This window comes from Streptomyces sp. NPDC107581, from assembly GCF_055657175.1.
This window is the reverse complement of sequence record NZ_JBVKBH010000005.1, coordinates 1-12,286: the sequence shown is the minus strand read 5'-3', so window position 1 is coordinate 12,286 and position 12,286 is coordinate 1. Positions and strand designations below refer to the sequence as shown.

General features: G+C 69.0%; 13 protein-coding genes and 5 pseudogenes. 8 read left to right on the top strand and 10 right to left on the bottom strand.

Going from position 1 to position 12,286, the window contains the following annotated elements; genetic code table 11:
• The first annotated feature begins 15 nt into the window (after positions 1–15).
• Positions 16–954: an AraC family transcriptional regulator gene (locus ACZ7P3_RS13470; protein ID WP_472081076.1), complete on the top strand. Its 939-nt coding sequence runs from the start codon at positions 16–18 to the stop codon at positions 952–954.
• 253 nt (positions 955–1,207) lie between these two features.
• Here ACZ7P3_RS13470 and ACZ7P3_RS13465 read toward each other — a convergent pair whose 3' ends face one another.
• A complete protein-coding gene (locus ACZ7P3_RS13465) occupies positions 1,208–1,759 on the bottom strand; it encodes a carbonic anhydrase (protein ID WP_472081075.1) in 552 nt (183 codons plus the stop codon).
• Between the two features lie 69 nt (positions 1,760–1,828).
• Between ACZ7P3_RS13465 and ACZ7P3_RS13460 the strand changes: the two genes are divergently transcribed.
• A complete protein-coding gene (locus ACZ7P3_RS13460) occupies positions 1,829–2,302 on the top strand; it encodes a MarR family winged helix-turn-helix transcriptional regulator (RefSeq protein ID WP_472081074.1) in 474 nt (157 codons plus the stop codon).
• A 506-nt stretch (positions 2,303–2,808) separates the two neighbouring features.
• Here the strand turns inward: ACZ7P3_RS13460 and ACZ7P3_RS13455 are convergent.
• The 4 genes and pseudogenes from ACZ7P3_RS13455 to ACZ7P3_RS13440 all read right to left on the bottom strand — a co-directional run bounded on the left by ACZ7P3_RS13455 (position 2,809) and on the right by ACZ7P3_RS13440 (position 4,939).
• A complete protein-coding gene (locus ACZ7P3_RS13455; RefSeq protein ID WP_472081073.1) occupies positions 2,809–3,507 on the bottom strand; it encodes a DUF4232 domain-containing protein in 699 nt (232 codons plus the stop codon).
• A 226-nt stretch (positions 3,508–3,733) separates the two neighbouring features.
• A pseudogene (locus ACZ7P3_RS13450) lies at positions 3,734–3,963 on the bottom strand (transposase); the annotation flags it as partial.
• Positions 3,945–4,671 (bottom strand): annotated as a pseudogene (locus tag ACZ7P3_RS13445) (IS5 family transposase). The pseudogenes ACZ7P3_RS13445 and ACZ7P3_RS13450, both read right to left, overlap by 19 nt.
• A 64-nt stretch (positions 4,672–4,735) precedes the next feature.
• The gene (locus tag ACZ7P3_RS13440) at positions 4,736–4,939 is read right to left on the bottom strand and encodes a hypothetical protein (protein ID WP_472081072.1); all 204 of its coding nucleotides are present in this window, start codon (positions 4,937–4,939) and stop codon (positions 4,736–4,738) included.
• A gap of 137 nt (positions 4,940–5,076) precedes the next feature.
• Between ACZ7P3_RS13440 and ACZ7P3_RS13435 the strand changes: the two are divergent.
• Positions 5,077–5,541: pseudogene (locus ACZ7P3_RS13435) on the top strand (transposase); the annotation flags it as partial.
• On the opposite strand, the gene ACZ7P3_RS13430 reads toward ACZ7P3_RS13435, so the two are convergent.
• On the bottom strand, positions 5,538–5,924 hold the full coding sequence (locus ACZ7P3_RS13430) for a hypothetical protein (RefSeq protein ID WP_472081951.1): 387 nt from the start codon (positions 5,922–5,924) through the stop codon (positions 5,538–5,540). The pseudogene ACZ7P3_RS13435 and the gene ACZ7P3_RS13430 sit on opposite strands and share 4 nt — an antisense overlap.
• A 186-nt stretch (positions 5,925–6,110) precedes the next feature.
• On the opposite strand from ACZ7P3_RS13430, the pseudogene ACZ7P3_RS13425 reads away from it, so the two are divergent.
• Positions 6,111–6,752 (top strand): annotated as a pseudogene (locus ACZ7P3_RS13425) (type I-C CRISPR-associated protein Cas8c/Csd1); the annotation flags it as partial.
• Positions 6,753–6,909: 157 nt separating this feature from the next.
• On the opposite strand, the gene ACZ7P3_RS13420 reads toward ACZ7P3_RS13425, so the two are convergent.
• Complete coding sequence (locus tag ACZ7P3_RS13420) at positions 6,910–7,539, bottom strand: TetR/AcrR family transcriptional regulator (RefSeq protein ID WP_472081071.1); 630 nt, start codon at positions 7,537–7,539, stop codon at positions 6,910–6,912.
• A 90-nt stretch (positions 7,540–7,629) separates the two neighbouring features.
• Between ACZ7P3_RS13420 and ACZ7P3_RS13415 the strand changes: the two genes are divergently transcribed.
• Positions 7,630–8,043, top strand: a complete 414-nt coding sequence (locus tag ACZ7P3_RS13415; RefSeq protein WP_472081070.1) for a DUF4345 domain-containing protein — start codon at positions 7,630–7,632, stop codon at positions 8,041–8,043.
• 115 nt (positions 8,044–8,158) lie between these two features.
• A pseudogene (locus tag ACZ7P3_RS13410) lies at positions 8,159–8,458 on the top strand (helix-turn-helix domain-containing protein); the annotation flags it as partial.
• Between the two features lie 68 nt (positions 8,459–8,526).
• On the opposite strand, the gene ACZ7P3_RS13405 reads toward ACZ7P3_RS13410, so the two are convergent.
• Positions 8,527–9,588, bottom strand: coding sequence for an Lrp/AsnC family transcriptional regulator (locus ACZ7P3_RS13405; protein WP_472081069.1), 1,062 nt, complete (start codon positions 9,586–9,588; stop codon positions 8,527–8,529).
• 327 nt (positions 9,589–9,915) lie between these two features.
• Here ACZ7P3_RS13405 and ACZ7P3_RS13400 point away from each other — a divergent pair, with 327 nt between their 5' ends.
• A complete protein-coding gene (locus ACZ7P3_RS13400; protein ID WP_472081068.1) occupies positions 9,916–10,818 on the top strand; it encodes an alpha/beta hydrolase in 903 nt (300 codons plus the stop codon).
• A gap of 522 nt (positions 10,819–11,340) precedes the next feature.
• Here the strand turns inward: ACZ7P3_RS13400 and ACZ7P3_RS13395 are convergent.
• Positions 11,341–11,487, bottom strand: a complete 147-nt coding sequence (locus tag ACZ7P3_RS13395; RefSeq protein ID WP_472081067.1) for a hypothetical protein — start codon at positions 11,485–11,487, stop codon at positions 11,341–11,343.
• A gap of 173 nt (positions 11,488–11,660) precedes the next feature.
• Here ACZ7P3_RS13395 and ACZ7P3_RS13390 point away from each other — a divergent pair, with 173 nt between their 5' ends.
• The gene (locus tag ACZ7P3_RS13390) at positions 11,661–12,023 is read left to right on the top strand and encodes an SH3 domain-containing protein (protein WP_472081066.1); all 363 of its coding nucleotides are present in this window, start codon (positions 11,661–11,663) and stop codon (positions 12,021–12,023) included.
• Between the two features lie 66 nt (positions 12,024–12,089).
• Here ACZ7P3_RS13390 and ACZ7P3_RS13385 read toward each other — a convergent pair.
• Positions 12,090–12,286 (bottom strand): hypothetical protein (locus ACZ7P3_RS13385; protein ID WP_472081065.1); only part of this gene is annotated, 197 nt, incomplete at its 5' end.

Sequence of the window (12,286 nt, the reverse complement as noted above, 5' to 3'; positions counted from 1 at the left end):
GGTCAAGCTGATTCCATGGACCTGCTGACTGACCACCTGGTGCGGGCACGTGCCACCGGCGCGGTATTCGCGCGTACGGTCGCCGAACCACCGTGGGGACTGAGGCTGGGCGGTTCGATACAGCTTTCGGTGCACACGGTCGTCCGCGGCCGCGGCTACCTCTGGCTGGACACCCCCGGCAGCGCCGTGGAGCTCATCCCGGGAAGCGTCACGCTGGTACGCGGCGGGCCGAACCACTACATCGGACACGAGCCGGGCACCGAATGCCTGGAGCCGGAGGAGTTCCGGGCACGCCACGCCCGGACGAGCCCCGGGGACAACCCGCAGGCCACCGTGTTCCTGTGCGGCGCCTACCAGTGCTACGGCGACGTCGGCAGCGGGCTCCTGGACGCACTGCCCCAGGTCATGACCCTCTCGGCGGCCGACGACGATCCCCTACGGGACGTGATCACTATGCTGTCCCGCGAACTGATCCGGAACGAACTCGCCCAGCAGATCGTCCTGGATCGCCTCCTGGACCTGCTCCTCGTCCTGGCCATCCGCAGCGACTTCCGCCGCAGCACGACCGCACCGCGCTGGTACCGGGCATCCGCGGACCCACGGCTGGGCACTGCGCTACGAGCCATGCACGACAACGCGGCCCACCCGTGGACGGTCCCCGAACTCGCCGAGATCAGCGGCCTGTCCCGGGCCGCCTTCGCGCGGGTGTTCCGGGAGGCACTCGACCGGGCCCCCATGCAGTACCTGACCGAATGGCGCATGACCATCGCCCGCGACCACCTGCGCGCCGACGATCTCACCCTGCCCCAGATCGCCGACGCCGTCGGCTACGGCTCGCCCTTCGCTTTCGCCGCCGCCTTCCGCCGTCACCACGGAGAACCGCCCGGCACCTGGCGGCAGAGGGAACGCGCGGCCGCAGAGACGCGACTGCTCACCACGCACCACGGCCCGTGAGCAAGCGTTCTTCTTCCTCGAGGCCGCAGGTCGGTCGTGCCACCGGTTGGGTTGAAGTCGCTGTTCTGCGAAAGCATTTCGGTAACGGCATTCCAGGGCGGCGGTACGTCCGTCGATAGCCGACTATGCCGGAAGCTGATGATTACGGGCATCCCCGTCTTGGTCTGAGTGCGACCAGATACTATTCCGGCTTTTTGGACGCCGGCCCAGCGGGAAGCCGGCGATCACCACGGCGGAGGTCGAAGACACCTGGTCAGGCGGCGGGGGGCTGAGCCGGAGCGGTTGCTTCAACGACCGTCTCGACGAGTCCCGTCTCAAGCCGCAGTACGTGGCCGGACACCGAAGCGATGACGCCGTTGGCCAGCAGCGGGTTTCCGAGCAGTTTCACGACGTCCCGGCGCACGGTCTCGGTCGGGTCGGTCACCGCCCTTTCCGAAAGGGTGGCTTCGTCCAGACCGGTGCGGTCGGCGAATGCGTGGCGGAAGGCGGGCTCGGAGAGCATGCCGGTCCCGCACTGCGTGTGATGGATGACGGCAACGTCCATCCGCGCACCCAGGCGCATGGAGAGATAGGCGATGTCCTCCACGACCCTGTCGTCGACGCGCCCGCCTGCGTTGCGCAGCACTCCCGCATCTCCGGTTCCGATCCCGAGGAAGCCGGCCGGCTCGACCCGCGGGTCGACACAGGCCAGCACGAGGAGCAGCTTGTCGGGCATCGCTTCCTTGGGCGGCATGGCCAGCCTTCCGAGATCGACCTTCTCGGCGAACGCGCGGTTGCGCTCCAGCAGCTCGTTGAACTCCGTCATGACAGCCCCTCCTAGATGATGTATATACACCACATGCTCTGAGGGGTACAGTACAGGAAGGAGGTGTAAATGCAACAGGTGGGTGAGGCCGAGTCGCGTCGGCAGGCGCGGCAGATGGTCGAGGGGTGCCTGGGCAGACGGATCGCGCGGTTGCAACGGCTTGTCGGCCGGCGCGTCGACGCGGAGTTGCGGCAGTTCGGACTGACCGCTCCGCAGCTTGAGGTGCTTTCCGAGCTGGCGTTTTTCGACGGTCCGGCGCGACCGTCGGAGATCGCCGACTGGCTCGGCCTGGAGCGCTCGACAGTCAGCCGCAACCTCGATGGTTTGGTGCAGCGCGGGTTTGTACAGGTCGCCGCGACGTCGTCCACGGGTCGGACGACCCGGGTGACCGTCACAGAGGCCGGATACCAGGCGCTTGCCGATGCTGAGCCGGCTTGGCATCGCGCCCAGGCATGGATCAGCGCAGCACTCGGCTCACATACCGCTGAGACTCTCGACCAGTGGCTCGCTGCGCTGGAGTCCGACCAGTCGGCACACCGGTGATACGACCGCCCTGACCTGCGGACTTGAGGAAGAAAGAACACCTGCTGAGCAGCGCCAATGCCCTGGCTTCGAGCATCTCGTGCAGGCTCCGGGGCGAGCGCTGCAGCAAAGAGAGACGGTGGCGGCAGCGGCCATGTCGTCGACCGGACGAGCCGCCGGTGGACGCCTGCTCTCCCCTTCCGGGGCGGACGGGGACGGTGCCGACCTTGCCAGGTTGTACCGCGAGCTCCACAGCGGTGGCCAGCTCGTCAAGGACGCATTCGGCAGCCACCTCGAACCGGTCCGTGAGTCCGAGGGCGATCTGCTTCGCAGTGGCCATATCGGACACCCGCCTCTCGGTTGGTGGTCTCTGTCGGAAAGGAACCCACCGGGCCGTCCACGTCCTGAAGACCTGCTGCGAGCCGGGCATGCCAAGCATCGCTGACACGGGCCGGGGAGACGCTGGATGGCCAAGATCCTGGTTGGATAAGGCGGTTAGCCACCAGCGCCGGCCGCGCGCAACGCCCTTACTTGGTCGTGTGTGTGGGGTAGACCTCGACGTCGGTGTAGGCGCCCTTGATCTCTCCCGCGCCCGCGGGCCACTTCAGGCTCACGGTGTGGGTCTCGTTCGGCGGCGTCACCAGGATGTTGGTCGGGGACGCGAGGCTCTTGCCGGTGTTGTCGATGTCGTAGGCGAGGTCGAAGACAGCGGCGTCGCCGGGCTTCAGGGTCGTGATACGCGGCTGGGCGTGGCCGCGCGCGATGGGGTTCGAGGTGTGGTCGGCGTCCTTGATATCGACGCCCGCGAAGCCCGTCGCCGAGCAAGTGGTCGAGCCCCGGTTGATCATGGTGATGTCGATCCTGCCGGCGGTCTTGTCGGGCGCGGCGTCCCTGGCGTCGATGGTCAGGTCCTCCGTCTTGCAGAACGTGACCTTGCCGCCGGTCTCCTGCGTGCTCTTCCCGGCGCCGGCGCCGGCGCCGGCCTCGGTGTCCTTGCCGGAGTCCGACTTCGCGTTGCCGGAGCCTGCCTTCGCGCTGCTGGTCTCCGAGCCGCCGGAGCCCGAACCGCCCTCCGACTTCGAGCCACCCTGCGGGGACGAAGATAACGAGGACGAGGAGCTCTTGGAGGGCGAGTCCTTCCCGGAGTCGTCGCCGCCACAGGCGGTGAGCGAGAGGGTGGCGGCGACGCCGATGGCGGCGAGAGTGGTGACGCGGGTGTACTTCACGGTGTTCCCCCAGGACTGGCGCGGTGCATGCGGTCGGAAGTATTTGTATCTCGCACCGAGTTACAGGCAGTCCACCGAGACGTCTTCGTTCTGTCACAGGCGTACCGACCTCGCGGTCCGCCAAGGCGTCACCGTACGGTCACCAGCCTCGGCGGGCAGGGCCTGCGCCACGGTCCGCGAGACCCTGTCAACAGCGAACCCAGGGTGCGGCCGCCTTTGCCGCTCAAACCAATTGGGTGACGTCGTTGCGGTTTCCGCCGGTCAGCGACACCGCGAGCGGGATGCCCTGAGCGTCGGTGAAGACATGGTGCTTGCTGCCCGGCCGAGCGCGGTCGACCAGGCTGGGTCCGCTTTTGGGCCCCGTCGAGCGGCCCGCACATGGGAGGAGTCGATCACCGCCCGCGACCAGTCCAGCTTCTTCGCGGCCTGCAACTTCCTCAGCAGCACCAGGTGCAGACACGTAGTCGTTTGAACTGGTGGAGCCAGGCGAAGGTCCGCTCGGCGACCCAGCGGGTGTGGCCAAGGCCGGAGCCGTGGGCAACGCCGCGTCGGGCGATCAGGGGTCTGATGCCGCGTTTCCATAGCAGGCGGCGGTACTTGTCGTAGTCGTAGCGCGGCCGGCGAAGAGCCGTTTGGGTCGGCTATGCGGACGTCCGCGTACCCCTCGGATGCGGGGTATTGCGTCCAGCAGGGGGATCAACTGCGTGATGTCGTGCCGGTTCCCGCCGGTCAGGGAAACGGCCAGGGGCGTGCCGTGGCGGTCGACGATCACATGGTGCTTGGAGCCGGGGCGTCCGCGGTCGACGGGTGAAGGGGCCGACGTGAGCCCCCCCTTTGAGGGCCCTGATGTGTGAGCCGTCGATCGCCGCATCGTCCATGTTCAGCAGGCCGGTTGCGCGCAGCTCGGTCAGCAGTGCCTCATGCAGGCGAGGCCAGACGCCGGCCTCGGTCCAGTCCCGCGGCCGACGCCAGGCGGTCACCCCCGAGCTGGACTGGGATGGCGCACCAGGCCACTCCCTTGCGTAGCACGTACACGATGCCGGCCAGCGCAACCCGGTCCGGCACCGGCAGCCGTCCGGGATGACGGTGGCGTCGGGGCGGCCGCTCTGGCAGCGGCGGAGCTATTCGCTCCCACAGGTCGTCGGGAACAAGATCAATAGACACCAGCCGGAGCCTGCCCAGAAGGCCCTTCAACCACCAGCCGACACGCCGATCGCACCTGAAGTGCTCATCGGCCCTCTTCCGGCGCTGACCGCCGGTCGGCGAGGCGATCCTGGTCGGCGGCGTTACCGGCACGAGCCTCGGTGCGGCGACCCCGTGCCAGGTAGTCTCGGACGATCAACTCGACAGCGTCCTGCGGACTCCGGGTACCGGCCAGCAGCATGACCTCGATGGCCAGATCACTGTCCAGGCTGATGGTGACCTTCGCCATGACACCCCCTGATAGGCTCCGCACGCAGCCTATCCAAGATCGGTGGCCAGCGGCTGGCGATGGGTAGGTTGCCGCACCCGGGAGAGAGACGGGACCGGAAGCCCGACCGGTTGCGAACGGCTCATTCTGTAACAGCCTCTTGGCGCCGCATCTCCATCGCGGCTCTGACCTGCTATGAGCACGGCGAACGCTCCCGTTTGATCTACCGGCAGATCGTCCACCCGAACCACAAGACCGGCGGGCGCCGCAGCGTCGCGTAGAACGACTTCCGCGACCTGCTCATCTCGGCCCACCAGCAACTTGGCCGCCCCCTCGCACCGATATGGGACAACCTCAACGTCCACCGCGACCGCCGCTTACGTGCGTTCATCGACGCCCAGGACTGGATCACCATCCACTACCTGCCGCTCCACGCGCCGCAGCTCAATCCAGTCGAAGGCATCTGGTCCCTGCTCCGCCGCCGCTGCCAGGCCAATACCGCCCTCACCGACACCGACCACCTGATGCGTACCCTTCGACAAGGGCTCCGGCAGAGCCAGTACCGGCCCGCTCTCGTCGACGGATGCCTCGTCGGCACCGGACTCGGGAAGGAGAGTCCCTAGGCTGGTCGGCCCCCGGCACGTTCCCACTGGGCGTCGTCCCATTCCACGTATTCGATCTGGACGCCGCCTGGCAGCTTGGCAGTCAGGTTCCTGCCTGTGGGAACGGCCTGCGGACCGCGCACGATCTGCGCTCCGGTCTGGTCGAGCAGCGCCTGGCACTCGTCGAGGTCATCGATGATGAGCGTGGCCACTGTCGCCCTGTAGGGCTCCAGTACTCGCTCATCGCCCGCCACCACCAAAACGCGGCCGACCGTGGCCAACTCCAAGCCGTTCGGCATCGTGAAGCGGGTGCTGATCGGCTCACCCGTAACCGTGGTGAGCGGTGTAAGCACCGCATCCAGGTCGTCGGCGTAGGCGCGGGCGTAGGTACGGAAGATGCGCATGATCACCAACAAGGTGTCAACAGATGCAGATATTCCCCTTGCCATCGAGATGAGGACGGGAGTCTTCGACGCCATCACGCTTCAACCCTCAGCTGGACGCCCTGCGCAGATGCCCGGACCCGGTCGCCGCGGAGCGCTTGGACCCCAGCGCCCATTACGCGCTTACTCTCGGACTGAACAACGCCCGTGCGGTGGTGCTGTACTGGCTCGACATCCCGCAACCACCTCGGCGCCTGGTTCGCACACCACCAGGTCTACGACGGCTGGGAGCACAAGTACCGCCACCTGCCGCTGTGGCACCTCGTCCTCGCGGCCGGCCGCTGGGACGCCAAGGCCGGCCGGTATGTCGCCCGCAGCGCCCTCAAGGGCCTGGAAAGCGAGCTGTTGCACGCCGTCCTCACCGCAGCCCCGCGCCCGCCCGCCTCCTGCCCGACCCGCTCCAGCGCATCCGCGCCGACCGTCGTGTCGACCACCCCGCACCGCCCTGTTCCGCTTTGCCCTCCACCCGAACAGGAAGGATCACCAGGTGACCGGCTCAGCCCCCCGCTCGACAGCGTCAACAGGGAAGCCGGCTACCTGTGCGGGCGCGCTTTCGCCGTCCTGGAGGCCATTCAGCGCGCCGCCCTGCCCGAGATCAACACCACCATCGGTGACAAGTACTTCGGTACCGCGATGACCGCGCCTGCCGCCGTCCTCACCACCCTGCGCACCGGAGCGAACGCCCATCTCAAACGGTTGCGCCGCGACAAACGCGGCACCTATTACGCCCTGGACGCCCGCCTGGCCGAGGCTTTCGCCGTGCTCGCCCAGCTCGACGTCGGCATCTCCGTGCTGCTGCCCACACGACAGCAGGCGTGGTTCGTCCTCGGTTATGAACAGCAGCGCGCCCGGCCGGCCGGCGTCGACCCCGCGGCGGTGCATCAATCGGGCATTCGGGCCCGGCCGGGACTGCACGGGCCGCCCCGTCCTCGTCGTGCGGTGGATCCTACGTGCCCGTGTTGGGCCGCTGGGGCGGCCACTGGGGGGCGGGGTCCTCGGCGAGCAGCGGCCGCAGAGCGCCGAGAATCGCGCCGACGCAGACGTCGCGCAACTGGGTGCGGGTGCAGGTCTCGTGGGTGAGCCAGTCGACACAGAGGACCTGGACGAAGACCAGCCAGCTTTTCAGGACGCCGGACACGGCTTCACGGGCGCCCTCGTCCGCGAGCGGGAGTACGGCCAGCAGCCGGGTGCGCAGTGCGTCCAGCTCGTTCGCCATGATCGTCTGGATTACGGGATCGCCGGCGAGAACCCGATTCGCCGTCAGGACGGCGTTGCGGTTCGCCACGAAGTAGTCGAGGTGGACCTCCATGCCCTGGATGAGCTGCTCCGCCAGGCAGTCGGCGGGGTCAAGCCGGGTCTCGGCGAGCAGCTGGTCCGCAGCCTGCTGGTAAACGGCCGCGAAGAGGGCGTGCTTGCTGGGGAAGTGGCGGTAGAGCAGGGCTCGGGAGACGCCGGCCTCTTCGGCCACCTCCTCCATCAGGACGTCGTCGTAGGGCCGTGCGGCGAAGAGCCGTGCTCCGACGGTGAGGAGCTGGGCGCGGCGGTCGGCGGGGCTGAGCCGTTGGCGGGGAGGCACGGACGAAGATTACTTGACATGTGTCTACTAACACATCCAATCTAGTAGACACATGTCAACTAAGCTTCACCGGAACAGCTCGGAGGGATCATGGCAAGGACTCTGCGCACCCTCACACAGTTGATGGGCTGGTCCTGCGTGCTGATCGGCCTGTACCACGTGGTCCTCGGCAACGCGGCGATCCCCGGAGCCGGTTCGGCCGGCACGACGGTCGACAGCTGGGGCCGGTTCATGGGGGCCAGCTTCGTCGGCAACGGGCTGGCGTGGCTGTGGGCCGCGCGGCAGCGGCCGATCCCGGCTGGGGCGGTGCGGTGTCTGGCCGGTGTTTTCCTGCTGGGCGGCATGGGCCGGCTGCTCTCGCTCGCCGTGCACGGCTGGCCGCAGTGGTTTCAGATCGTACTGGCGGTGATCGAACTCGGCCTGCCCCCGGTCTTCTTCTGGCTGGCCGGCGCGGAAGAGCGCACCTGGCGCGGCGATGTGGAGACCGTGGCCGCCGGGCAATGAAAGCGCCTTGAGGCGACGGGCCGGGGCCCGGCTTCCTGCCGGCGGCACCTGTGGAACGCCTGGGCGGGGAAGCTGGCGCTGCTCGTGAGGAATTGCGTGACCGCCGGCAGAACCGGCCGCGTACCTCGAGCGGGGTCCGGCCGCTCATGGCTGGGTGGAGAACCAGGTGCGGACCGCGGCGAGGGTGATCACACCGACCGGCAGGAAGTTCCACGTCTGCTACGGCGTCTGCGGGGCGACGAGGCTGATGCACCGGTCCGGCCGCGGTCCGCAGGTTTCCGCGTGGCCGGCCGCCGAGGGCTACGAACAGGCCGTGACCGCGTGGAAGGAGGCAACCGGGGACGAGGCAGAAGAGCCCGGACGGCCTGCGCAGGCCATGTCCGCTTCTCGGCAGAAGCCGGCCGGCGCGGGCAGGTGCGAGATGTGAGGCGCGGCGGTGGCCGCTGGCGTGGCGGTGCCGTCGGCTGCGGGGCGGGTCCCCTCTCAGCTTTCGCTCTGTCCCGCACGTGTCCGGCGGCGCTGGGCGGCGACTGCGGCGGGCCGGGCAGGGTCAGGTGAGGGAGTGCGTTTGACGGCGCGGCTGACGATGGCTGTCTCGACGTGGCTGATGCCCAGGCCTACCAGGTCATGGGAGAGGAAGCGGTAGAGGGCGGTCAGGCCCGGGAAGTACGCGGCCGCGTGCAGGTTCGAGGGTCCCGAGGTGGCGAACGCGCCGTGCACGGCAGGATGATCGGCCAGCGCTTGCCCGGCAGCGGCCAGGTGGTCGGGGGCCACGTGCAGCAGGAGTTTGGCCTCGATGGGCAGCCCGAGCCGGCGGGGATCGACAAGGACCTGGGTGATCAGGCGGCCCTGAGCGGCCAGCTGGACGATGCGCCGGCGCACCGTGGTCTCCGGGTGTCCGGTGCGGGCGGCCAGGGCCGCAGCGGGCAGCCGCGCGTCGGGGCCCAGGGCCTCGATGAGGGACTGCTCCAGGGCATCGGCGTCGACGCCGTACGGGCCCGGGGAATCGGAAGCCGCCGCCCCGCCGACCGGCTTGTCCGGGGTCAGGGCCGCGCGTTCCGGTGCGCTCAGCACCTGGTGCCGCCACTCGGAGGTGAGCCGGAAGACGTGCAGGATGGTGGCGCTCTCCAGCGACGTCACCGCCTGAGTGGAGGGCAGCTGACGGAAGACCAGCGGGTCGCGCGAGCCCGGCTCGGTGCGGGCGACCGCGAAAATCTCGTCACCCGAGGTGGTGATGTCGATGAACGGGATGTCCTCGCGCGCCGCGAGTGCGGCCACGATGGTGTCGAGCTTCCCGCGCAGTACCCGTATACGCAGGAACAGGGCTCCGGCCGCGCCCCCGTTGCGCGGCCGCGCGGCAGGGGAGACCACCACGCGCACGGTGCCGTCGGCGCCGAGCGCATGCAGCCGGCGTCGCACGGTGGCGGGGCTGAGACCCAGCACCTGGGCCGCGTGCTCCGCGGTGAGGCGGCCGTCGCACTGCAGCGCGGCCACCAATCGCTGGTCCACGAGGTTCAGTACGGAATCCGCCGATGCACGCGCCATGAAGGCAAGTTTCGCTCATTGCGTCGCGCTGTGGAGCCTGCCCCCGCGACCGCGCCCCAAGGATGGATGTCATCCGCTCCCCCCTCGTCCCTGACCTGCGTCAGCGGACCCGACCCACGCAAGGAGTACTTGATGATCCTCGATCCACGCATCTGGTTCCCGGCCTGACCGGCTGACCGCCCGCACCATCCGGACCGCCGGCCGCAACCCGGCGAAGGAGGCATGCGGCCCACGCGACGACGCCTCGCACCGGGCCGCAGCCCGACTCTTGCGAAACCTCCAGATCCCCGAACCCGCAGAACGACAGAACTGACCACGGAGGTCCATGTGCACGCGACCGGACAACGCGAAAAGGTAACCTTCGCCAGCGGTGACACCTCGTGCGCCGCCTGGCACTACCCGGGGTCCAACGGCGGCTGCGTGATCATGGCCGGAGGCACCTCGGTGACGAAGGAACCGGCCTCGGACCTGTTCGCCGCACGGTTCAACGACGCCGGCTTCGCCGTTCTGGCCTTCGACTACCGAGGGTTCGGCGAGAGCGGGGGCACACCGCGCCAAGTCGTCCGCTTCGGTGAGCAGATCGCCGACTGGCAAGCCGCGATCGAGTGCGCGGCCGCTCTGCCCGACGTCGACCCGCACAGGATCTCGCTCTGGGGCTTCTCCCTGGCAGGCGGCCACATCTTCCGTGTCGCGGCCGACAATCCACAACTGGCCTCCGTGATCGCGCAGACGCCGCTGGTCGACGGCCTCGCCGTCGCTCCCCACGCGCTGCGCTGCATGACGCCCCTCGCGCTCCTGAGACTCTTCGGCCGGGGCGTCGCGGACGCGCTCGGCAGCCTCGTCGGGCGGCCACCGCTGCTGGTCATGGCCGCCGGCGCCCGCGGCACGGTCGCCTCGCTCACCACCCCCGACGCCATGGACGGCGACCGGGCCCTGGACCCCGGCCACCGCTACACGAACTGGGAGCAGACGGTCGCCGCCCGGATCGTGCTGCAGCTCGGCAGGTACCGGCCCGGCCGCCATGCCTCCCGGATCCGGTGCCCGCTGCTGGTGGTCGTGTGCGACCAGGACCAGAGCGTGCTTCCAGGCCCCGCCGTCCGGGCGGCCCACAACGCACCGCAGTCCGAGGTGGTCCACCTGACGGGCCGGCATTACGCCCCCTTCCTCGAAGCACACGAGGAAGCCGTCGAGGCGGAAATCACCTTCCTGGAAAAACATCTGACACGCTGATGGGAAGGCCCCGGCCCCGGGACTGCCGGTGCGTCCAGCCGGGCTTCGTCGTCCGGCAGCGCCGGGCGGAAGTCCTGGAGCACGGCTTCCCGCCCCGACGGCCCGCCCCTGACCACACCGCCGGGCAGCCCCGACCGACGAGATCGGCCACGGCGGCGACGACCCGACCGCGCTGCCGGACAGGGCAGCGGCGTCCACGAGGGAACGGGGCCTGGGCAGGGCCGCGACCAGCTCACGCCCCTCGTCCTGGCGCCGGCCGCCGCCGACACCTGACGGCGGCTCGCCCCGGCGGCCGGCCCCGCCCCGAAGGGCACTGCGCACCCGGGCCGCGGCCACGTCATCCAGGACGGCACCGCCCACCAGAGGCAGGGGCTCATCGTGACGGACACCGAAACCGCCGCGCGGGCCACCGAAGCGCTCTGACCGGCTCCGGACACACCACGGGCCCCGGGGGATCAGCCATCACATCCCCGGGGCCCGGCACATGGAGTCGCGCTGTCCAACGACGCCGCGCCCCTGGCGTCACGCGGTGGCCGACTGCGGCATCTTCAGCACTCCGGCCGTCTTGCGCGCCGACTCCGCCACGCACGGCGGCAGGCAGCTGTCCGGCGCGTCGACGGCACCGCACAGCCGGTCGGCGTCCGCCTGCCGTTTCACGCCAGTGCCCATGGCTCGCCCCGCTGTTGTGGGCACGCGCCGATGCCGAAGTGGCGGCCCCGGCCGACGACGGCCTGCCACGGCCCACCACGATTCGTCCTGAACTTTACTGTTGCCGTTTCAACGTCAGCTCGTACGGTGTCGGCAAGGATGCTTTGGGCTCTGCCTGTCGGCGAGGAGAATCTGTGAGAAAGAGCGCGCTGCACATAGCCTTTGTCGCTGCCACAGCTCTGCTCCTGGGGCCATTGACACTTTCCACCCCAGCAGATGCACATGCCGCGTGCGGATCGACCCGGCCGCGCAACCTCGACGCGACCGCGATCAGCAGCAAAGGCAACGGCATCAACATGCGCAGTGGATCGAGCACTGCGTGCTCGATCAACGGCACGATCTACGGTACGCATCAAGTCGACTACTACTGCTGGACGACCGGAAGCCCCAGCGCCTACACATGGACGTTCGCCAGTGATGTCACTGCCAGTTGGGCCGGATGGATGCGCGACGACCTCCTCAGTGACGGGGGCAGTAAGCGCTGGTGCGGCTTTTGAGGGCCGTCCCGGCGTCGATGCGGATCGCGAATTCAGGCTCTGTCCGCAGTTTCGTGAGGCTGCCGGTCAGTGGTGGCGCTCTTCGATGACGTTGTCGTTCTCGTCGGAGAGCTCGAGCCTGTACTGCCGGCCGAGTCCGGCAAGGAGCGCGGCCAAGTCGTCGAGCCGCTGAGACGCCATCCGCTTTCCGAACGTGATCGGTTGGTTCGGGTTGGGTGGGCATGGACTCCGGTTTGTGGCGGGAGAGATGGGCGTGGTTCGTC